This is a genomic window from Rhodospirillales bacterium, from assembly GCA_023898765.1.
Classification (GTDB): Bacteria; Pseudomonadota; Alphaproteobacteria; order Micavibrionales; family Micavibrionaceae.
Genome location: CP060238.1, coordinates 1,499,491 through 1,519,424, shown reverse-complemented (window position 1 = coordinate 1,519,424; position 19,934 = coordinate 1,499,491). Strand labels below are relative to the sequence as shown.

Here is a 19,934-nt window from a genome sequence, read left to right as displayed (position 1 = left end):
TAATCCATAGCTAAAAACTCTAACTACGCCCTCTTCCGAAGCGGCGTGGAAGTTGAATCGCCGCTGTCATTATCCTGCTTCCCGGAAGGTGAAATTTCAAGGCTTTTGAGTTTTCTGTGCAAAGCGGATCTCTCCATACCAATAAACTTGGCCGTTTCGGAAACGTTCCCTTCAAAACGGCTGATCTGTGAGTGCAGATATTCCCGCTCAAAGGATTCGCGCGCTTCACGTAAGGACAGCAAAAGGTAATCATTTTCTCTCTGGGACGGAAGGGCGCCCCCCTGCCCTGTGATATCGGGCGGCAGATGCGCCCGCGTAATTTCTTCTCCGGCCTCAAGCCCGCCCATAATCATAACCCATTCCACAGCGTTACGAAGCTGGCGCACATTGCCCGGCCATTCGTGCCGTTTTAACAGGGTCAGGGCTTCTGCGGAAAAAGCGCATTCCGGCTGCCCGGCCTGCCGGCAATAAAGCTTCATAAAGAAATGGGCCAAGGCGGGGATGTCAGAGAGCCGTTCGCGCATCAGGGGAATTTTGAGCGGCACAACGCTTAAACGGTAATAAAGATCTTCCCGGAAATTTCCCTGTTTAATTTCTTCCTCAAGATTCCGGTTTGTCGAGGCAATAATCCTGACATCGTAGGGAATATTTTTGCTGCCCCCCAAACGGGTAAAATTTTGCTCCTGAAGAACGCGCACGATTTTCCCCTGTGTTTCCAGCGGCATGTCCCCGACCCCGTCAAGCAAAAGCGTTCCGCCATCCGCTCTTTCCAGGACTCCCGGTTTGATGGTGCCGCTGTGTTCGATGCCGAAAAGCGCCTCTTCAATGCGCTCCGGATGAAGGGTTGCACAGTTTAACGCCATGAAAGGCTGGTTGTTGCGCTCTGAAAGCCGGTGCAAAAGCCGCGCCGCAACTTCTTTTCCCGATCCCGCCTCGCCGGAAATCAGAACGCGGCTGTTGGTCGGGGCAATTTTCTCAATCGCCTGACGCAGCGCGGCCATGGGGGGAGAGTCGCCGATCATTTCATAAATAATGCCTTCGGCCTTTTCCCTTAAATCCTGATTTTCCCGCCGCAGGTTTGCCGCTTCAAGCGCGCGGGCAATCATGACCAAAAGCCGGTCCGCCTTAAAGGGCTTTTCAATAAAATCATATGCTCCTTTCTTAATGGCGGAAACGGCCGTTTCAATCGTGCCGTGACCGCTGATCATTAAAACGGGAAGATCGGGATGGGCTTCCTTGACCCTGGCGAGAACGCCCATTCCGTCTTCGTCGCTTCCCTGAAGCCAGATGTCGAGGATGAGCAAATCCGGCGGTGCTTTTTCCATTTGCGCATAAGCGTCCTTTGCGCTTCCGGCCTGCCGTATGCGGTAGCCTTCATCTTCCAGAATACCCTGAATCAAATCCCGGATATCCTCTTCATCGTCTACGATCAAAATATCTGCGTTCATCTGACTCTTTCTTACGCTGCTTGCTGGTTTTTAGGTGTTTTACTGTCTTGCTCGAAAGGAATGACCAAAGAAACGGTGGCGCCGCCCAGATCTTCCCAGCCGGAAAGATCCCTGACCCAGTCCGGCGTTCCGATGACCAGACGCCCCTGATGGTCTTCCATGATCTTTTTAACAATCGCCAGCCCCAGACCTGTGCCCTTCGCCTTATGGGTCACATAGGGCTCCGTGAGTTTGGCAGGATCTTCCCCTTCCGGCAACCCGGCGCCGCTGTCTATGATGGAAAGAGACAGTTTCTCTCCTTCCGCCAGAGGCGACAGGATAATGTCAATCCGCGCTTTGGGCGGGGGCGCTTCTTCCTGACGGGCCAGAACGGAATCTATGGCGTTTAGAATCAGGTTTGTAAAAGCCTGCCGGATCTGGGCCGCGTCGCAATCCGCCATCAGGGGGGATTTTTCATCGAAAACCTTCAGGTTAAATTCTATGTCCGGATGCGCTTCCTTCTGGAGGACAACCATGTCCCGGACATGCATGGCCAGATTTTCGTGTTTCATCACCGCTTCGGGCATGCGGGCAAAGGCGGAAAATTCCGTCACCATACGTCCGATATCTTCGACATGGCGGATAATCGTATCCGTACATTTTTCAAAAATATGCGGGTCGGTCTTGATCTCTTTTAGATATTTGCGCTTCAGGCGCTCGGCGGAAAGCTGAATGGGCGTGAGAGGATTTTTAATTTCATGGGCGATGCGCCGCGCCACGCCGGACCAGGCAGCTTTGCGCAGCGCGGCCTGTAAATCCGTAATGTCGTCAAAGGTCAGCACCGCTCCCTTGTCTTCATTTCCGATCATTTCAATGGCGATACGGACCAAAAGGGTTCGCCGGCTTCCGTCCTCGGAGGTCACCGGAATTTCGCTTTGTGTTACTTTTTCCGGCCTTTGATGGGCCTGAATAAGAAGATCGGATACTTCGGGAAAAAGAGTCACAATATTTTTCCCGACCATTTGGGCGGGGTCTTCTTCAAACAAGGCGGCGGCGGAAGAGTTGGCCAGGGAAATAACCCCGTTTTCGTCCACCCCCACAATCCCCGCCGAAACGCCGGCCAGAACCGCCTCCGTAAAGCGGCGGCGCTGGTCGAGCTGGCGGTTGGCCATCACCAGTTCGTCGCGCTGCTGCTGGATCTGGCCGGTCATACGGTTAAATGATTTCGCCAGATAATCGAACTCCTCGATATTTTCTTTTTCGGTCATGCGGGCCGTCAAGTCCCCCGCACTCACCTGATCGGCCACCGAAATCATGCGTCCGATCGGTGTAACAAGCTGGCGCGCAAGCATCAGGGCAAACCAGATAGCGGTCAGAAGCAGAAGAAGCGCAACCACGACAAAAATCATGGTCACGGCAATCTGGAGAGTCGAATAACTGCCCTGAAGCTGGGCATATTCGTTCGCGGCGTCCCGCGTGGCGGCCAGATGCGCCAGCACCGTGGGGTCCACCATGCGCCCCACAAACAAATAGGCGTCCTCGAAATTGTTCAGCTTCACCAGCGCGCGCACCCTGTCCTCGGTACCGCTTGTGGTCAGAACGACTTCGCCCCCTTGCGCTTCTTCGAGGAGATAACGCGGCAGGCTTTCAAAGCTCAAGGTAAAGCTCAGGCCGGAGCGTGCCAGAATCTGGCCCGCGCTGTTAAAGAGAAGCACTTCCGTCAGGTTCCGCATAAAAGACTGCGTTTCAATCAGGCTGCTGAACCCTTTGGGGTTGTCGATGAACAGGCCCGCCTGACGGTCCAGGTCATTGGCCATGGCCAGCACATCCGCCTTGATAACCTGCTGATGCTCTTCCAGATAGGATTCGGCAACCGCCTGGGACTCGAAAACGGCCGTCTGGACACGCTCGCTAAACCAGCTTTGCACCCCGTAATGAAAGAAAAAGGCCGAAAAAATCGCCATGATAATGGCCGGCGCGGCCGCCATGATGCTGAAGATCACCACCAGCCGGACATGAAGGCGGGATCCTGCAATGCCCTGCCGCTGTGCGCTCCATATCCGTGCCATCCGGCGGGCGATCAGCGTGACAAGGAGGAGCAGGATGACAAGATCAAGATTCAGGAGCCAGATCACGGTTCCCGGATCCGTGCCGAAAGGCGGCACCTCCGTCAGGGCGGCATACGTGGCGAGGCCGCTTACAATCGCGGCAATCACAAGCAGCGCGGCAAGCCGCATGCTCCAGCCCTTTCCCGCAAAATGACGAGAAAAAGACTTCCAAAAAAGCTCGCCCCGCGTAACTATGGGGGGAAGCTGCATGGAATTCAGGAATTGACGCATCATCATTTTGTGACTATCCACAGTTTGTGGCAAAAAAGCAACACCCTAAGCATATGGCAAAAAACAAAAAAGAAAAAACACGCGGTTTTCACCTCCTGATCCCCGCAGCGGGGAGCGGAACGCGTATGGGTCAGGGCCTGCCGAAGCAATACCGGAAAATCTGTGGAAAAACCGTTTTACGCCATACGATTGAACGGTTTTTTCGAATCCCGGGTTTAGAGTCCGTCCGGGTCATTATCGACCCGGCACACGCAGATTTGTATCATGACGCTGTAAAGGGGCTGGATATTGCCCCTTTTATCCCGGGTGGAAAGACAAGAAAAGAGAGTGTTTACAATGGAATAAATGCTATTCCTGATCTTAAAAATGAAGATTTGATCCTGATTCACGACGCGGCGCGGCCGCTCGTTTCCCGTGAAGATATCGGGGCGCTTTTGGCGAAGCTTGAAAGCGCCCGGGCTGTGACCCTTGCCGTGCCGGTTACGGATACCCTAAGACGCAGTTCCAATGAAACCGTAGACAGACGGGGGCTTTGGGCCATCCAGACGCCGCAGGGATTTCAGGCCGGGCCGCTGTTAAAGGCCCATGAACAATGTAAGGGAGACGGAAGTTTCACCGATGATGCCGGCCTGGCAAGCGCCGCCGGCATAGAGGTTGCAATCGTGGAAGGCTCCGCCCGGAATTTTAAAATCACAACCGAAGAGGATTTCAATATGGCGGAAACGCTCCTGAGGGCACAAACGCAAACCCGCAGCGCGCAGGGGTTTGATGTGCATGCCTTTGCCGCGGGAAAAGCGGCGTCTATCCGTCTGGGCGGCATTGATATTCCTTCGGACCGCGCCCTGAAAGGCCATTCGGATGCGGATGTCGCCCTGCACGCGCTGACCGACGCTTTGCTGGGCACCATTGCCGCGGGAGATATCGGCACGCATTTCCCCCCCTCCGACCCGCAATGGGCGGGCGCCGAGAGTGCCGTTTTCCTGCAGCATGCGGCGCGGCTTATGGCAGAGAAAGGCGGTGAAATCCGGAATCTGGATCTTACCCTTATCGCGGAGGAACCAAAAATAGGCCCTTACCGCGCCGCCATGCAGGCCCGCATCGCGGCCCTTCTGGACATCCCTGCGGACAAGGTGAGCGTCAAAGCCACCACCACGGAGGGGCTGGGCTTTACCGGCAGAAAAGAGGGCATCGCAGCGCAGGCTATTGCCACGATCAGCCTTCCTGTGGAAGGGTAAACGGTATGCGCATGCCCGGCCTTCAACATCCCGACAAACTGAAAAAACTGGATTTTAAACATCCCGCCACGTGGATTGCCACATGGTTTGGCTGCGGATTGATGCGTCCCGGCCCCGGCACATGGGGCACGCTCGGTGCCCTGCCCTTCGGCGTTGCGCTCATGCTTGCCGGATTTCCTGCCCTGATCGCCGGGATTGCCCTGCTTTTTCCTTTGGGGCTTTGGGCCGCCGGAAAAGTCGGCGAGATGACGCAGGAAGAAGATTCCCAGATGATCGTGATCGACGAAGCGGCGGGAATATGGATTGCGCTGCTTGCCGCTACGCCGGACCTTTTCTCCATTGTCTTTGCCTTCGCAGCCTTCCGCTTTTTTGATATCCTGAAGCCGTGGCCCGTCAACTGGCTGGACCGGAAACCCGGCGGCGCGGTGTCTGTGATGCTGGACGACGTTATGGCTGGTCTTTATGCCGCCCTTGTGATGACAGGATTACGCTATGCCGGAATTGACTTTTAACCTTTTGACCGCCCTGAAAGACAAAGGCTGGAAGATCGCCACGGCGGAATCCTGCACGGGCGGGCTTATCGCCGCCGCTCTCACCGATATTCCCGGCGCTTCCTGCGTTTTTGACCGCGGCTTTGTCACCTACTCCAATGACGCCAAGAGGGAAATGCTGGGCGTTCCCGCCGGTATCCTGCAAAAACACGGCGCGGTAAGCGGGGAAACGGCGCGGGCCATGGTGGAGGGCGCTTTGAAACACAGCCTTGCCGATCTGGCCGTATCCGTGACGGGCATTGCGGGGCCGGATGGCGGCACGAAGGAAAAACCTGTCGGCCTTGTCTATATCGGTTTTGGCCGGCGGGACGAAACGCCGCAGGTTGAAAAATACATGTTCAAGGGCGATCGCGCCTCTGTCAGGACGCAGACTGTGCGGGCTGCGCTAAAGCACGCCTTGCACCTCCTTGAAACTTAAGAATGTTTTCAATGTCTAGGCAGAAGGCTGTACATCTTTAAGGATCAATTTCGCGCCAGCGTCCCTTGGAGGTAATGTGAGTAAGAAGCGGGAAACCCTGTGGACAAGGTCTGTTTCTGCAAGAGCCTGTTTTACGTTCTCTTCTCTTCTCGAGGATTCCTCAAATTCTGAAACCAATCCCCTTTGGAGCAAAGATCTTTTGATACGGCTGTTTGCCATATCACGGATATTGCGGAGCATTCTTTCGGTGTGATCATGAAAAGGTTCGAAAGGCACGTTTTCTGGATTTCCGATTCTGGGCCCGTAAGCGGCCATAAGGTAATCCGCCGCCTTTTCGATGTCCTGCCCTATTTCCACGCCGCCCTGATTCCAGTTGCCGCGAAAATACGTAAATCCAATGACAAATAATTCTTGTGGGGTCAGGCGATCGGGACGCAACTCCGCGCCGGCTTCAAATGCATGGGAAAATTCAGGCTCGGCAGACAAAGTAAACTCCTTCTGTTGATTTTCGTAAGAAGGACCCTATCTTTGCATGGTTTTTATGTCAACGTGATTATAGCCTGATAAATTCGTGTAAATTTCCGTTCGTTCATGATTTAAGAAAGATATGAAAACGCTTTTTGTGTCATCGGCCGACGCCAATTATTTCGCCATGCTTCTGGAATGGGTGCAATCCATCCGCCGGTTTCCCGAAAGCCGGGAGATGGAGATCGGCATCATGGATGCCGGGCTTTTGCCGGAGCAAGTCCTGCGCCTTCAAAATATGGGATGCAAGGTTGTGGCGCCGGAATGGCCCTGCCCCATCCCGCCTTCAAAAATCCGCGGGCGCAATTTCCTGAAATCCTGCGTCTGCCGCCCCTTCATCCCGGAATATTTTCCCGGATACGACATGTATTTCTGGATGGATGCGGATACATGGGTGCAGCGCTGGGATGTGGTCGGGATGTTTCTGGAGGGCGCGCGCCGCGGCAAGATGGCTCTTACGGCGCAGGTGGACCGGGCCTATCCAAGGCCCATCCGCATTAAATGGCTGGGCCCCTTCCCGTGGAAAGTGCGCGGCTTTTACTACAGCAACGCGCGCAAGGCTTATGGGTGCAAAATGGCCAGGGAGCTTTTGAATTACTACGTCCTGTCCGCCGGGGCCTTTGCGCTGCGCGCGGACGCGCCGCACTGGAAAGCGTGGCAAAACCGGATCAAAACCACCTTGCAGCGCGGCGGGAATATATTCACTGCCGAGCAGCTGTCTTTGGGCATTATCTGTCATCTGGAAGGCCTGCCCGTCGAAAGCCTCCCGGCCTGGACCCACTGGCTGTGCCAGTTCAAACCTCTTTGGGATGAGCAGGCGCATGCGTTTGTGGAGCCCAACATGCCGCACGAGAAAATCGGGATTCTGCATCTGTCCGGCTGGGACAAAATGCGCGTCGATCGAAGCCTGACCACCGATTTCAAAACGCTGGAGGGACAAACGGTGGAGCTATCCTACCGCTACCCTCATTTTGACGGTGAAGCGGCGGAAGAACCTGTGTCGGTTGTGGCTTGATCCGCATAGAGCTGGTGCGCCCGCGTTTCAAAGGCGCTGACCATGCGCCTGATAATTTCATTGAAGAATACGCCCATAAGACCTTGAAGAAGCGGATTTTTAAATTCAAAATCGACATAGAAATCGATCAGGCATGACCCGTCTTCCTGTTCAATGAACCGCCAATGGTTCGAAAGATACTTCATCGGGCCGGACAGGTACTCCACATGGATATGGTCGGGCCGCAAGGCCGTGACCTTGGATGTAAAGCTTTCTCTCAGCCTTTTGTAGCCAATGCTCAGATCCGCATAAAACACATCGTCTTCGCGCCTTTTAATTTTGCACCCTGTGCACCAGGGCAGAAATTGCGGATATTTCTCCACTTCCACCACCAGGTCAAAAAGCTGGGCAGGGCTATAGGGAAGAATTTTCTTTTCAGCGTGCGTGGGCATGTTCTTTATTCTGCCGCCCTAGCCAGCTTTTCTTCCCGGGCGGCGCGGAGTTTTTCAAAATCATCGCCCGCCAGATAAGATGAGCGGGTCAGCGGCGTGGCCGAAACCATCAAAAAGCCTTTGGCCCGCGCCATTTTTTCAAGCGACTCGAATTCTTCCGGGGTCCAGAAATGGTCCACCGGCGCATGTTTGGGCGTGGGCTGGAGATACTGGCCGATCGTAATAAAATCCACATCCGCCGCGCGCAGGTCGTCCATCACCTGCCCGACCTCTTCTTTTGTTTCCCCCAGCCCGACCATCATGCCGGACTTGGTAAAGATAGACGGGTCCACCTCCTTCACCCGTTGCAACAGCCGCAAGGACCGGAAATAACGCGCGCCGGGGCGAATGGTGGGATAAAGCCGCGGCACCGTTTCCAGATTGTGGTTGAACACGTCCGGCTTCGCGCGGGCGACGGAATCAATATCCGCGGTTTTTCCGCGAAAGTCGCCGGGCAGGATTTCAATGGTCGTTTCCGGCGCTTTAAAGCGGATCGCCTCAATCGTTTTCACAAAATGTTCGGCCCCGCCGTCTTTGAGATCGTCCCGGTCTACAGACGTAATCACCACATGTTGCAAGCCCATTTTCTCGACCGCCACACCCACACGCAGCGGCTCATACGGGTCGAGGGCGTCCGGCCTGCCTGTGGCGACATTGCAAAAGCCGCAGGCGCGGGTGCACACTTCGCCCATAATCATGAAGGTCGCGTGCTTTTTATTCCAGCACTCCCCGATATTCGGGCATCCCGCCTCCTCGCACACGGTCGTGAGGTTCAGGCCCTTCACCGTATCGAGCGTTTCTTTATAGGCCGCGCCCTGCCCCGCCGGCACGCGGATCCAGTCCGGCTTCTTGCCCATCGGACGATCCGGGTTTTTCTGCTTTTCAGGGTGCCGTTTGCGGCGGTCTAAGAGTTCAGGGTTATAGGTCATTTGTTTTTCCGTAATCTGGAATCACTCAGTTCGTTTGCAAAATTGGGCTTTAAAAGACTTACCTTATCCTGAGACAGGAACAAACTGCTTCTTTCTTTTTTCGAGAGATAAATCATGGAAGCGATTATAGGAAAAAATACCTAATATGTCTATAGTTATAATTATCCCCGTCATGCCCGCCCCCGTTCGTGGCCGGGGGTAAACTCCGGCGGGCATCCAGCCCTTTTGCTCTGGACTCCCGCCTTCGCGGGAGTGACGAACAACAATATTGTCATTCCGACCAAGCGTAGCGCATGGAGGAATCTTAAAAGATCCCTCGACTTCCGCCTTCGCGGCTTTGCCGCTTCAGACGGACAGGTCGCTCGGGATGACATCAAAGATAAATTGCCGCTTTTTAACGCGGAGAACCGGAGGGCCGGAGATACAAAGAGTAAAAACGCCGTTTCTCCGGGACTCCGCGTCAAAAACAAGACGTCATTGCGAGGAACATCGTGACGAAGCAATCCAGTTTTCCCTTTTGTCTTCCCCGCGAAAGCGGGGATCTTTTGCAGCTTTGATAAGATCCCCGTTTACACGGGGAAAGCGGTTTTCTCTGGATTGCTTCGGTCGCTACGCTCCCTCGCAATGACGGGGTGGGTTGTAGGTCATTACATGTAATCTATCATTTCTTTACGTCTATGCATATTGGCTAATAAATCTCTATGCAATACTATAATTCCAGCATTAGCTGACATTAAACCCACGTACAGAACCAAATAGATCAAAGCTCCTATGATATTTATAATCCATCCTGTTATTTCATATAAATTCGAATAGGGCGATAGTTCAGCTAACCAATGAGAATTAAGAAAGTTTAATAGGCTAGCCAGAATGAATAAAACTGCTCCATGTGTTAATCTCTCTCCTGCATATTGAATTTTATCACTTCTCTCATCCTCTTTGATTGCCCTACTAAGATTGTAAGATAAAGATGCTAAGCCAAGACAAACTACAAAAGCAGAATTTGTATACAAAAGGACGTCTTTCTTAAAATCAAGAGATATCTCCACTAAAAAAAACAAACCTACAGCGAAACAAGCTACTTCTATTAAAATCCAGGATAACTCCATAAAAAATTTTACAAGAGAATTTATCTTACCTTTTACAATTTTAAAAAATTTGAACATATCTAAAAATGAATCACCTTCAAAAATGAATAACCTTCCCGTAAGCATCGAGAACGCTTTCATGCATCATTTCGCTCAAAGTGGGGTGCGGGAAGATGCTGTGCATGAATTCGGCCTCCGTCAGCTCGGCACTTTTGCCGATCACGTAGCCCTGGATCATCTCGGTGACTTCGGCCCCGACCATGTGGGCCCCCAGGAGTTCCCCTGTTTTTTCATCAAAAATCGTTTTGACGAGCCCTTCCGGCTCCCCGAGCGCGACGGCCTTTCCATTGCCCATAAAAGGAAAACGCCCGACCCGGATTTTATGCCCGGCCTCTTTAGCCGCTTTTTCGGTAAGGCCCACAGAGGCCACCTGCGGCATGCAGTAGGTGCAGCCGGGAATATTGGCTTTATCCATCGGGTGAACGTCTTTGACCCCGGCGATTTTTTCCACGCAAATGACCCCTTCATGAGAGGCTTTGTGGGCCAGCCACGGCGGCGCCGTAACATCGCCAATGGCGTATACGCCTTTTTCACCCGTTTCCAGCCATTGATTGGTGACGATATGCCCGCGCTCGACTTTCACGCCTTTGGCGTTTTCAAGGCCGATTTCCTCGGTGTTGGCGGTAATGCCCACCGCCATAATCACGCGCTCCACCTTGATTTTTTCCGTTTTGCCGCCCTTCTCCACATGGACGGTGACATCGTCTTTGCCTTTTTCAAATTTGGTCGTTTTGGCACCGGTTATGATCTTCATCCCCTGTTTTTCGAAGGCTTTTTGCGCAAATTTGGATATTTCTTCATCTTCCACGGGCAAAACACGCTCCATAACCTCTATAACGGTCACATCCGCGCCCATATTCCGGTAAAAGCTGGCAAATTCGATGCCGATTGCGCCGGAGCCGACCACCAAAAGGCTTCCCGGCATTTTTTCCGGCACCATGGCTTCTTTGTAGGTCCAGATGAGTTTACCGTCCGGCTCCAGCCCCGGCAGCACCCGCGCCCGCGCGCCTGTGGCAATAATGATATTTTTGGCGCTTAAAGTTTCCTTGCCCTCCACACTCACTTTGCCGCCGCCCAGCAGCTTCCCGTAGCCGTCGAAAACAGTGACCTTGTTCTTCTTCAAAAGATGCGCAATCCCGCCGGAAAGCTGTTTTGACACCGCGCGCGAACGCTCAACTATTTTCTTAAAATCAAAGGAAAAATCCTTGATATTAAATCCAAAATTGCTTGCATGGTTTAGAAGGTGATGGATCTCGCTGCACCGCAAAAGCGCCTTTGTCGGGATGCATCCCCAGTTCAGGCAAATGCCGCCCAGATGGTTGGCCTCCACCAAAGCCACTTTCATGTTCAACTGGCTGGCGCGGATGGCCGCGACATAGCCGCCTGGCCCGCCGCCAATCACAATCAGATCAAAGTTCTTGTCTCCCATTTATTTTTTTCCCTTCACAAAAATACCGCTTAAAAAATGCTCGACCGTTTCCAGCGTTTCCGCGAAGGCCGCGTTTTCAGGAAAGGCTTTAAAGGCGTCTTCCGGCCCGTATAAAACAAAAGGCTTTTCGTAGGCAATGGCCATGGACACCTCGTTCATGGTGCCGTGAAAGCCCGGCAGCACAATAATCGCGTGCGGCGTCATCACATTGGTGTGATTCAGGCTAAAAGGCATGACATCCGAACGGCTTTCCTGATCCAGAAGCGTGAAGACCGGAATTTCAATATAAGGATTGGGAAACATCTTTTTCAGGCCGTGATGTTCCGTCGGGTCGGTCATCGGCAAAACGCCTATGCACAAGCCTTCCCGGTCCTGCACGTCCGTAAAGGCTTTGGCCACCTCGCTCATCACGCCGGCTCCCCCGCCGGTTAAAAGATGGACACCGCTTTCGGCCAGAAATTTTCCCAGCGGACGGGAAAAATCCTCCCACGCTTCGCTGTGCGAGCCGACAACACCGATAATGGGCCGTTTTTTAAGCATGGCGATAAACCCTTAAAGCAGCATGGCGGCCGGATTTTCAATATAGGTTTTGAGGATTTTCAAAAACTCCGCTCCGACGGCCCCGTCCACGCAGCGATGATCGGTCGAAAGCGTGCAGCTCATGAAGGTGCCGATTTTCACCTCTCCGTTTTCAGCGTAAGGACGCTGCTCCCCCGCTCCGACCGCCAGAATGCAGGATTGCGGCGGATTGAGGATCGCGCCAAATTCCTTAATGCCATACATGCCCAGATTGGAAACCGTAAAGGTGCCGCCCTGAAATTCCTGCGGCTGCAATTTGCCTTCGCGGGCGCGGACTGCCAACGCTTTCACTTCGGCGGAAATTTCTTTCAGGCCCTTGGCATGGGCGGTTTTAACGATCGGCGTAATCAGGCCGTTGGGCGTGGCCACCGCCACGGAAATATCGGAATCCCGGTATTGCAACACGGCCGCATCCGTCCAGCTGACATTCGCCGCAGGGTAAGCCTGCAGCGCGTTGGCGCAGGCCTTGACCACAAAATCATTCACGGAGAGCTTGTAATCCCCGCCCCCCTGATCGTTCATGATTTTGCGCGTGCGCATGAGTTCGTCGATCCGGCACTCAATGGTGAGATAGAAATGCGGCACGGTCGATTTGGACTCCACCAGACGCTTCGCCGTGACTTTCTTGATATTGTTGTTCGGGATGGCGGTATAGACCATGCCGAATTCATTGACCTGCTCATCCCCTGTGGGCGCGGCGGCCGTCACAGAGGGAGAAGCCGCGGGCGCGGCGCAGCCCTGACAAGAGAGAATATCCGCCTTGACGATCCGCCCTTTGGGGCCGCTGCCCTGCACGGAGGAGAGGTTTATCCCTTTTTCCGCCGCCAGACGGCGCGCAAGGGGAGAGGCGAAAATGCGGTCTGAAGGTTTTTCTTTTGTCCCCCCACCCTCCTGCGTCTGCGGGGCGGGCACCTCCGGAGAGGGCAATGGAGTGTTCGCTGCGGCGGGAGGAGCACTCTTCAAAAACGCTTCAATTTCATTATCGTTTTCCCCTTCTCCCAGCAGAACGGCAATCACCTCATTGACCGCAACGCCTTCCGTTCCGGCGGGCACGAGGATTTTGCCCAGAATGCCCTCATCCACCGCCTCGACCTCCATCGTGGCCTTGTCGGTTTCGATCTCGGCAATCACGTCCCCGGCGGCAATCTCATCGCCTTCGGATTTGTGCCATTTGGCCAGATTGCCTTCCGTCATGGTCGGCGACAGCGCAGGCATTAAAATTTTAATAGGCATAATATTTTCTCTTTAACACGAAGTAAGCAAAGTTTAAAAAAGGTCACGAAGCTCTACAAAACAAACCTCTTAACCGCTTGTTTAAAATAAGGTTCTCCAAAATTGATAAGCAGCCCCGTTTTAAATCCCCCTGTTTTCATATAGGTCAGAATCTGGGCGGTGTGTGCCGGATTAATTTTTTCAACACTTTTCAGCTCAAGCACAATTTGATCGTCCACCAACAAATCCAGTTTCAAAACAGAAGATATTTTTACACCTTCATAATAGACAGGGATTGTTTTTTGTCTTTCAAAAGAAATTTTCCTTTTGTTTAATTCGATAGAAAAACAATCCTCATATATCGATTCAAGCAGCCCCGTACCCACCGTTTGATGGATTTTATAAGCGGCATCTACAACCTCTCTGGAAAGAGAGTCAAAATGGATCTTCGTGACTTTCGCGGCTTCTTCCATTCTTCGTGTTAAACCTTTTTGGTAACATTAACAGGCATGGGACACTCCTGAAAAAGAGTCATTTTGTTTCAAAACAAGGAAATTCCGGCTTTTTTTCTTGAAACAATATGGATAATTCAATATATGTCCTGTTTTCGTCACAAAACAAGAAAAGCAAGAGAGGGTATCAATGACAAAGAAGAAAAACCGTGCGTGCACACCGGCAGGCGCGCAAAGAGTTCTGGGTACGATTGACCGGTTCGAACAGACGGACAAAGGCCAGCATGACCGCGGGCACTGCGCTTCCGTTCTGATATCACTTCTGGATAACAACATGTTTACCAGAGACGAATTGGTAACAGAGTTTGGAATTAGAACAGACAGTCTTAAAGCCGCTTTTTCCGTTGGTACGGCAACGAACATAACGGAAACAACGCGCAACAATCTGTTTAAGGAGGCCAGAAGCCGTGCGAAAGAGATTCTCTCTGAAGCAAGTAATAATGCTGCGCCGGCGGTACGCGCTGAATTAAAATACGCGCAATAATTACGGCTACTTAGCATAACACACCTCCTTTGCCGCGTGGACGATTTGCGCCGCTTGCGGCAGAGCGAGTTGTTCAAGGTTTGCAGCGTAAGGCAGCGGCACATCGGCGGCGCAGACCCGTTTGAGCGGCGCGTCCAGATAATCGAAGGCATGCTCGCCGATCAGCGCGGCAATTTCCGACCCCACCCCGGCAAAGGGCCAGCCTTCTTCGCAAGAAACAATCCGGCCCGTCTTTTTGACGCTTTCCAGAATGGTGTAACGATCGAGCGGGCGAATGGTGCGCAGGTTAATAACCTCGGCGTCGATCCCCTGCCCCGCCAGCGCATCGGCCGCTTCCAGCGCCTTGCCGACCATAATGGAAAAGGCGACGATGGTGACATCCGCGCCCGCACGCTCAATCTTCGCCCGGCCAATCGGAATAATGTAATCCGGATCGTTGGGCACTTCGAAACTTTGGCCGTACATGAGTTCGTTTTCAAGAAAGACAACCGGGTTCGGGTCGCGGATGGCGGCCTTTAACAGCCCCTTCGCGTCTGCGCCGCTCCACGGGGAAACGACTTTCAGGCCCGGCACATGCGCATACCAGCTGGCATAGCACTGGGAGTGCTGGGCCGCGACGCGCGCAGCGGCGCCGTTGGGCCCGCGAAACACGATGGGGCATCCAAGCTGCCCGCCCGCCATGTAAAGCGTTTTGGCGGCGGAATTGATAATGTGGTCCATCGCCTGCATCGCGAAATTAAAGGTCATGAATTCGACAACCGGTTTAAGGCCGTTCATGGCGGAGCCCACCGCCATACCGGCAAAACCGTGCTCTGTAATGGGCGTGTCGATTACGCGTTTGTCGCCAAATTCCTGCAAGAGGTCCTGCGTCACTTTATAGGCGCCCTGATATTCGGCCACCTCTTCGCCCATGATGTAAACGCCTTCGTCCGCGCGCATTTCTTCCGCCATGGCGTCCCGCAGGGCTTCGCGCACCGTCATGGTCTGCGCTTCCGCCATGAAAGGCGCTTCCTGAAAAACGGGCGGCTCTATGACGGCCCCCTGCGCATAAAGGATGTCGCGGTTTTCAATATGTGCGCCTGAGGGTTGATCAACAATGTCATTCTGAGCCGCAGGCGAAGAATCTCCAGCCGTTTCCTGAGATCCTTCGCTATCGCTCAGGATGACAGAGGCAGAAATATCATCTGCGGCGGAAGCGTCTTCCCCCTCTTCCAGCAAAACCGCAATGGGCGTGTTCACCGCGACGTTTTCCGTTCCGGCGGGCACGAGGATTTTGCCCAGCACGCCCTCATCGACCGCCTCGACCTCCATCGTGGCCTTGTCGGTTTCGATCTCGGCAATTACGTCCCCGGCCGCAACTTCGTCCCCTTCGGCCTTAAGCCATTTGGCCAGATTGCCTTCCGTCATGGTCGGCGACAAGGCCGGCATTAAAATTTTAATTGACATATTCTCTTTATCTCCGTCTTAAAGGGATTTCACCCATAGCGCTTTTGCTTTTTCCCGATGTTGTTCGGCTTTGCGCAGAGCTCTTGTCTCTCTCCATTTGGAAAAAGCTCCCTCTCGCTTTGCACAGGCATGCTGCACGCGATCATATTTTGCCGCCCATAAAAAATGTCTTCTGCATTTCGCCGTTTTTCCTCCAAGCGTTGTCAATGCCTCATGAAAAGGACCCAAAAGAGGAGTCCCTACAGGAAGGGCGATAAGCGCTGCCGTTGACAAGGCGATGGTCGGTATGGACGGTCCGAGAGCCTTGACGCCCAGACCACATGCCGCCGTGAGATAAAAGGCAAATGTCAGTTTAGGATAGCGCGCCGCCACATCCGGCACAGCCTCCGAAAAAGACAGTTTTAATTTTTGATCGGCAGAGCGAGGCAAAAGAAGCGTTTCAAGATCCAGATCGTCCATATGATGAGCCGTGAGGGAAGACATTTTTTCTATACCTCCACCAGAACGTCGGTCCAGAGATCTTCGGGCGGAAGCTGCGGGCTTTCCTGCGCGAAGCTGGCGGCTTCATTTACGATTTCCCTGATCTCTTTTTCCAGGGGCTTGAGATCGTCTTCCCCGAGCGCCCCGTCCGCGAGCATCAGGTTTTTCAGGGTCACAATCGGATCCCGGTTCTCTTTCATCTCCGAGACTTCTTCCTTGGTGCGGTATTTGGCCGGATCGGACATGGAATGCCCGCGATAGCGGTAGGTCATCATCTCCAGAATATAAGGCCCGTTGCCGGAGCGCACATACTCAAGCGCCTGACGCGCCGCGGCCTGAACGGTGAAAACGTCCATGCCGTCCACCTGCTCCCCCGGAATGCCGTACCCGGCGCCGCGCGCATAAAGCTGTCCGGCGGAAGAGCGGGCCACGGAGGTGCCCATCCCGTACATATTATTCTCGATCACGTAAAGAACCGGCAATTTCCAGAGGGCGGCCATGTTATAACATTCCGCGACCTGCCCCTGGTTCGCCGCGCCGTCCCCGCCATAGACAATCGCGACGCCGCCATCTTCCTTGTATTTGTGGGAAAAGGCCAGTCCCGTCCCGATGGAGGCGCTGGCGCCGACAATCCCGTGCCCGCCGAAGAAATTGGCCTCCTTGCTGAACATATGCATGGATCCGCCCTTGCCGCGGGAATACCCGCCGCTGCGGCCCGTAAGCTCCGCCATAATCCCCTTCGGGTCCATCCCGCAGGCGAGCATATGGGCATGATCGCGATAGGTGGTGACGACCGTGTCCTGCGGTTTTTGCACCGAGGAAATCCCTGTCACGACAGCCTCCTGCCCGATATAAAGATGGCAAAACCCTCCGATCAGTCCCATGCCGTAAAGCTGCCCCGCTTTTTCCTCGAAACGGCGGATCATGAGCATCTCCCGGTAGAGCGTTTTCATTTCTTCCGCGTCCCGTTTCGGATAAGCCCCCGAAACGGCCTTCAGCGGCGGCGTTTTCTTTGATGTTTTGGGGGATTTTGATTTTTTTGTCTCAGCCACAGAGATTTCCTCTTAAATTAGCGAAAAGCTTAGGTGTTTCCGAGTTACACCATTCCGGCAAGGCGTGCCAGCAAAAAAGGACCGTTTTTGCACTGCAACATACTGTTTTTAAAGAATTTTTATGATTTACGGGAAATAAGGTACTTCTATGAGCGACTTTGTAGCAAAACCTTTTCATCTTCATGGGTATATCCCAGAACGCTGCGCACACGTTCTTCCAGAAGGTCGCGATTGACGCTGCCGGGCCGCATCATCTTTACCTTTTTCTCAAGGGCTTGACGTTCCTGCAAAAGGGAATCCTGCGTTGATGCGAGTGTTTCGATCTGTCTTTCCAGGGAAATCTTTCGCAGGAATCCGCGCTCCCCCGCAATCAGGTGGTAACAAAAGTAAACACTCAGGCACAGGCCGATGACGGCGATCAGGTTCTGACGGAGAAGATAGCGTTGTTCTGCAAGACGTTTCATACGGGCATAGAATCACAAACGAATCACCCGTGTCAAATAAAAAACACAATAGATTCAATGACTTAATGAGTACAAAAGAAGAACGACTTTAAGTAAGTGACTCTAATGATTCAGGAATTTCAGGACGCGAGGAAATGAATCCCGACCTAAACGGACAGACGCAAGGCCGTCTTTGCTTCCTGCTTTTTCAAGCGCTCTATTCTGTCCTGATTTTCAGGACGTTCCGCATCCCGCTCCTTGGGAACCGTTCCCCACCCCACTGAGCCGTTCCACTCCCGCGCCGTCATATAACCGGATGAAAGATTTGGTTTTTTCGTTTGATCGACCATTTTTGCCTCTTTTATTTAACAGAACTCTTTTCGCTTATATGTTTTATAAGAGGTAAAATCAAGCCGCTTTCTTTTTGGCAGCCTTTTTTTGCGGCGCGGATTTCAAGGCCCCTGCCCCGGCATAGGCGGCGGACGGTCCAAGGTCCTCTTCAATTCGCAGAAGCTGGTTGTATTTTGCCACGCGGTCAGAGCGGGACAGGGAGCCTGTCTTGATTTGCCCGCAATTCGTCGCCACGGCGAGATCCGCAATCGTGGAATCTTCCGTTTCGCCGGAGCGGTGCGACATCACAATGCCGTAACCCGCCCGTTTGGCTATTTCGATGGTTTCCAGCGTTTCGCTGAGCGTGCCGATCTGGTTGACCTTGATCAGGATGGCATTGGCCGCGCCCTTGTCTATTCCCTCCCGAAGCCGCCCGGGATTGGTGACAAACAGGTCGTCCCCGACAAGCTGCACCCGGTCTCCCAGCGCCCCGGTCAATTTGACCCAGCCCTCCCAGTCGTCTTCATCAAGGCCGTCCTCAATCGAGGCGATCGGGTAGCGCGCGCAAAGATCCTCGTAGTATTTCACCATCTCCGCAGAAGACAGGGAGCGCCCTTCTCCCGCCAGTTCGTATTTTCCATCCTTGAAAAACTCGCTGGCGGCGGCATCCAGCGCAATCACGACATCCCGGCCCGGCGTGTAGCCTGCGGCCTCGATCGCTTTCATGATAAAGTCGAGGGCTTCGGTCGAAGACTTCACTTCCGGCGCAAAGCCGCCTTCATCGCCGACATTGGTGTTCAGCCCGGCTTCGGAAAGCTGTTTCTTCAGCGCGTGAAACACTTCCGCGCCGCAGCGCAGGGCTTCCGAGAAATCCTGCATTCCCACCGGCATAATCATAAATTCCTGAATATCGACAGGATTGTCCGCATGCGCGCCGCCATTGATGATATTCATCATCGGCGTCGGCAGAAGATGGGCGTACGGTCCGCCCAGATAACGATAGAGCGGCACGTCCAGTTCCTCCGCCACGGCTTTCGCAATCGCCAGGGATACTCCCAAAATCGCATTGGCCCCGTAACGGGATTTGTTCTCCGTCCCGTCCAGCGCGATCATTGCATGGTCCAGATGGAGCTGATCCTCGGGGTCCTGCCCGCTCAACGCTTCGAAGAGATCGGTGTTCACAAACTCAACGGCTTTTTCAACGCCTTTGCCGCCATAGCGGGATTTATCGCCGTCCCGCAATTCAACGGCTTCATACGCTCCTGTCGAAGCGCCGGAGGGCACCGCCGCACGTCCGCGCGCACCGCTTTCCAGAAGAACGTCCACTTCCACGGTCGGGTTGCCCCGGCTATCCAGAATTTGACGGGCCGTAATGTCTACAATTGCGCTCATAAAAAATCTCTCCTTTTTTCAGTGGAGAGACAGTACGAAAAAACAGGGAAAAGGGAAAGGGGTTTAAGCTTTTTAAGCCTCTTCATCGACAACGTCGCCGCGCAGGGACGGCGCAAGCTGGCTTTCCGGCACGCCCGCGCGCAGGGCCAGAATCTTTTGCTGGAGGGTTTCCGTCGTGCCGAACTCGACGCTGTTCAATGAAAAGATGGTGTTAAAACCGGAGGCCGACTGGTCAAGGAACTGCCGGGTCAGCGCCCGCGCATTCTGTGAAAGCCCGATACCCGTATCGACCCGGGCGGCATCCAGAAGGCCCGCCGTGCCGCTCCCTTCGCCCAAAACGGTCGATTGCACCGCGGGCGTTCCCCGCAGGTTGGTCAGGGTCGCCGTATTCAAATACCGGGATGCGCCTTGAACGGTTGTCACGTTGCCAAATCCTTTGTTCTTCTTTTTAAGGGCTTTTCCGCCCTGTATAACATTCTCATTATAGCACAAAAAATATTTAAAAAAATTAAAGAGTT

Annotated in this window: 22 protein-coding genes; 5 read left to right on the top strand and 17 right to left on the bottom strand. The window is 53.6% G+C overall.

Going from position 1 to position 19,934, the window contains the following annotated elements:
- Positions 1–23: 23 nt before the first annotated feature.
- Positions 24–1,448 (bottom strand): sigma-54-dependent Fis family transcriptional regulator, encoded by a 1,425-nt coding sequence (locus tag H6853_07355; GenBank protein USO03344.1) that lies wholly within the window; start codon positions 1,446–1,448, stop codon positions 24–26.
- 11 nt (positions 1,449–1,459) lie between these two features.
- A complete protein-coding gene (locus H6853_07350) occupies positions 1,460–3,664 on the bottom strand; it encodes a PAS domain-containing sensor histidine kinase (protein ID USO03343.1) in 2,205 nt (734 codons plus the stop codon).
- Between the two features lie 155 nt (positions 3,665–3,819).
- Here H6853_07350 and H6853_07345 point away from each other — a divergent pair, with 155 nt between their 5' ends.
- Genes H6853_07345 through H6853_07335 form a run of 3 tightly spaced genes read left to right on the top strand, consistent with a single transcriptional unit; the run spans position 3,820 to position 5,970 of the window.
- Positions 3,820–5,001, top strand: a complete 1,182-nt coding sequence (locus tag H6853_07345) for a bifunctional 2-C-methyl-D-erythritol 4-phosphate cytidylyltransferase/2-C-methyl-D-erythritol 2,4-cyclodiphosphate synthase (protein ID USO03342.1) — start codon at positions 3,820–3,822, stop codon at positions 4,999–5,001.
- Between the two features lie 11 nt (positions 5,002–5,012).
- On the top strand, positions 5,013–5,513 hold the full coding sequence (locus H6853_07340; protein ID USO03341.1) for a phosphatidylglycerophosphatase A: 501 nt from the start codon (positions 5,013–5,015) through the stop codon (positions 5,511–5,513).
- Positions 5,494–5,970, top strand: coding sequence for a CinA family protein (locus H6853_07335; protein USO03340.1), 477 nt, complete (start codon positions 5,494–5,496; stop codon positions 5,968–5,970). Before H6853_07340 ends, H6853_07335 begins: the two co-directional genes overlap by 20 nt.
- Positions 5,971–5,985: 15 nt before the next feature.
- On the opposite strand, the gene H6853_07330 is transcribed toward H6853_07335, so the two are convergent.
- Positions 5,986–6,456 (bottom strand): hypothetical protein, encoded by a 471-nt coding sequence (locus H6853_07330; protein ID USO03339.1) that lies wholly within the window; start codon positions 6,454–6,456, stop codon positions 5,986–5,988.
- Positions 6,457–6,622: 166 nt separating this feature from the next.
- Between H6853_07330 and H6853_07325 the strand changes: the two genes are divergently transcribed.
- Entirely contained in the window at positions 6,623–7,510 is an 888-nt protein-coding gene (locus H6853_07325) for a glycosyl transferase family 8 (GenBank protein ID USO04632.1), read from the top strand.
- Here H6853_07325 and H6853_07320 read toward each other — a convergent pair.
- From H6853_07320 to H6853_07290, 7 genes are all read right to left on the bottom strand, one after another.
- Complete coding sequence (locus H6853_07320) at positions 7,462–7,941, bottom strand: type II toxin-antitoxin system RatA family toxin (GenBank protein USO03338.1); 480 nt, start codon at positions 7,939–7,941, stop codon at positions 7,462–7,464. The genes H6853_07325 and H6853_07320 overlap by 49 nt on opposite strands.
- 5 nt (positions 7,942–7,946) lie before the next feature.
- On the bottom strand, positions 7,947–8,909 hold the full coding sequence (gene lipA, locus H6853_07315; GenBank protein USO03337.1) for a lipoyl synthase: 963 nt from the start codon (positions 8,907–8,909) through the stop codon (positions 7,947–7,949).
- Between the two features lie 647 nt (positions 8,910–9,556).
- Positions 9,557–10,123 (bottom strand): hypothetical protein, encoded by a 567-nt coding sequence (locus tag H6853_07310; GenBank protein USO03336.1) that lies wholly within the window; start codon positions 10,121–10,123, stop codon positions 9,557–9,559.
- Positions 10,095–11,486 (bottom strand): dihydrolipoyl dehydrogenase, encoded by a 1,392-nt coding sequence (lpdA, locus tag H6853_07305; GenBank protein USO03335.1) that lies wholly within the window; start codon positions 11,484–11,486, stop codon positions 10,095–10,097. The genes H6853_07310 and lpdA overlap by 29 nt, the downstream gene beginning before the upstream one ends.
- Positions 11,487–12,026: a molybdenum cofactor carrier protein gene (locus H6853_07300; protein USO03334.1), complete on the bottom strand. Its 540-nt coding sequence runs from the start codon at positions 12,024–12,026 to the stop codon at positions 11,487–11,489.
- Between the two features lie 12 nt (positions 12,027–12,038).
- Positions 12,039–13,298, bottom strand: a complete 1,260-nt coding sequence (locus tag H6853_07295) for a pyruvate dehydrogenase complex dihydrolipoamide acetyltransferase (GenBank protein USO03333.1) — start codon at positions 13,296–13,298, stop codon at positions 12,039–12,041.
- A gap of 53 nt (positions 13,299–13,351) precedes the next feature.
- A complete protein-coding gene (locus H6853_07290) occupies positions 13,352–13,750 on the bottom strand; it encodes a GxxExxY protein (protein ID USO03332.1) in 399 nt (132 codons plus the stop codon).
- 169 nt (positions 13,751–13,919) lie between these two features.
- On the opposite strand from H6853_07290, the gene H6853_07285 reads away from it, so the two are divergent.
- Positions 13,920–14,273: a hypothetical protein gene (locus H6853_07285; protein ID USO03331.1), complete on the top strand. Its 354-nt coding sequence runs from the start codon at positions 13,920–13,922 to the stop codon at positions 14,271–14,273.
- A 6-nt stretch (positions 14,274–14,279) separates the two neighbouring features.
- On the opposite strand, the gene H6853_07280 is transcribed toward H6853_07285, so the two are convergent.
- From H6853_07280 to H6853_07250, 7 genes are all read right to left on the bottom strand, one after another.
- Positions 14,280–15,719 carry a pyruvate dehydrogenase complex E1 component subunit beta gene (locus tag H6853_07280; protein USO03330.1) on the bottom strand — a complete coding sequence of 480 codons (1,440 nt, stop codon included), beginning with the start codon at positions 15,717–15,719 and terminating at the stop codon, positions 14,280–14,282.
- Between the two features lie 18 nt (positions 15,720–15,737).
- Positions 15,738–16,202 carry a hypothetical protein gene (locus H6853_07275; protein USO03329.1) on the bottom strand — a complete coding sequence of 155 codons (465 nt, stop codon included), beginning with the start codon at positions 16,200–16,202 and terminating at the stop codon, positions 15,738–15,740.
- A gap of 5 nt (positions 16,203–16,207) precedes the next feature.
- Positions 16,208–17,152 carry a pyruvate dehydrogenase (acetyl-transferring) E1 component subunit alpha gene (gene pdhA / locus H6853_07270; protein USO04631.1) on the bottom strand — a complete coding sequence of 315 codons (945 nt, stop codon included), beginning with the start codon at positions 17,150–17,152 and terminating at the stop codon, positions 16,208–16,210.
- Between the two features lie 245 nt (positions 17,153–17,397).
- Complete coding sequence (locus H6853_07265) at positions 17,398–17,715, bottom strand: septum formation initiator family protein (protein ID USO03328.1); 318 nt, start codon at positions 17,713–17,715, stop codon at positions 17,398–17,400.
- 146 nt (positions 17,716–17,861) lie between these two features.
- A complete protein-coding gene (locus H6853_07260; protein ID USO03327.1) occupies positions 17,862–18,044 on the bottom strand; it encodes a hypothetical protein in 183 nt (60 codons plus the stop codon).
- A gap of 58 nt (positions 18,045–18,102) precedes the next feature.
- Positions 18,103–19,416, bottom strand: a complete 1,314-nt coding sequence (gene eno / locus H6853_07255) for a phosphopyruvate hydratase (GenBank protein ID USO03326.1) — start codon at positions 19,414–19,416, stop codon at positions 18,103–18,105.
- Positions 19,417–19,488: 72 nt separating this feature from the next.
- Positions 19,489–19,839 carry a hypothetical protein gene (locus H6853_07250; protein USO03325.1) on the bottom strand — a complete coding sequence of 117 codons (351 nt, stop codon included), beginning with the start codon at positions 19,837–19,839 and terminating at the stop codon, positions 19,489–19,491.
- Between the last annotated feature and the right edge of the window lie 95 nt (positions 19,840–19,934).

Coding starts and splice junctions, on each gene's coding strand:
- H6853_07295 (USO03333.1), bottom strand. CDS start 13,298: ATGCCTATTAAAATTTTAATGCCTGCGCTGTCGCCGACCATGACGGAA.
- H6853_07275 (USO03329.1), bottom strand. CDS start 16,202: ATGTCTTCCCTCACGGCTCATCATATGGACGATCTGGATCTTGAAACG.
- lipA (USO03337.1), bottom strand. CDS start 8,909: ATGACCTATAACCCTGAACTCTTAGACCGCCGCAAACGGCACCCTGAA.
- eno (USO03326.1), bottom strand. CDS start 19,416: ATGAGCGCAATTGTAGACATTACGGCCCGTCAAATTCTGGATAGCCGG.
- lpdA (USO03335.1), bottom strand. CDS start 11,486: ATGGGAGACAAGAACTTTGATCTGATTGTGATTGGCGGCGGGCCAGGC.
- H6853_07340 (USO03341.1), top strand. CDS start 5,013: ATGCCCGGCCTTCAACATCCCGACAAACTGAAAAAACTGGATTTTAAA.
- H6853_07300 (USO03334.1), bottom strand. CDS start 12,026: ATGCTTAAAAAACGGCCCATTATCGGTGTTGTCGGCTCGCACAGCGAA.
- H6853_07320 (USO03338.1), bottom strand. CDS start 7,941: ATGCCCACGCACGCTGAAAAGAAAATTCTTCCCTATAGCCCTGCCCAG.
- H6853_07265 (USO03328.1), bottom strand. CDS start 17,715: ATGAAACGTCTTGCAGAACAACGCTATCTTCTCCGTCAGAACCTGATC.
- H6853_07355 (USO03344.1), bottom strand. CDS start 1,448: ATGAACGCAGATATTTTGATCGTAGACGATGAAGAGGATATCCGGGAT.
- H6853_07260 (USO03327.1), bottom strand. CDS start 18,044: ATGGTCGATCAAACGAAAAAACCAAATCTTTCATCCGGTTATATGACG.
- H6853_07280 (USO03330.1), bottom strand. CDS start 15,719: ATGTCAATTAAAATTTTAATGCCGGCCTTGTCGCCGACCATGACGGAA.
- H6853_07310 (USO03336.1), bottom strand. CDS start 10,123: ATGCTTACGGGAAGGTTATTCATTTTTGAAGGTGATTCATTTTTAGAT.
- H6853_07285 (USO03331.1), top strand. CDS start 13,920: ATGACAAAGAAGAAAAACCGTGCGTGCACACCGGCAGGCGCGCAAAGA.
- H6853_07335 (USO03340.1), top strand. CDS start 5,494: ATGCCGGAATTGACTTTTAACCTTTTGACCGCCCTGAAAGACAAAGGC.
- pdhA (USO04631.1), bottom strand. CDS start 17,152: ATGAAAACGCTCTACCGGGAGATGCTCATGATCCGCCGTTTCGAGGAA.
- H6853_07350 (USO03343.1), bottom strand. CDS start 3,664: ATGCGGCTTGCCGCGCTGCTTGTGATTGCCGCGATTGTAAGCGGCCTC.
- H6853_07345 (USO03342.1), top strand. CDS start 3,820: ATGGCAAAAAACAAAAAAGAAAAAACACGCGGTTTTCACCTCCTGATC.
- H6853_07290 (USO03332.1), bottom strand. CDS start 13,750: ATGGAAGAAGCCGCGAAAGTCACGAAGATCCATTTTGACTCTCTTTCC.
- H6853_07325 (USO04632.1), top strand. CDS start 6,623: ATGCTTCTGGAATGGGTGCAATCCATCCGCCGGTTTCCCGAAAGCCGG.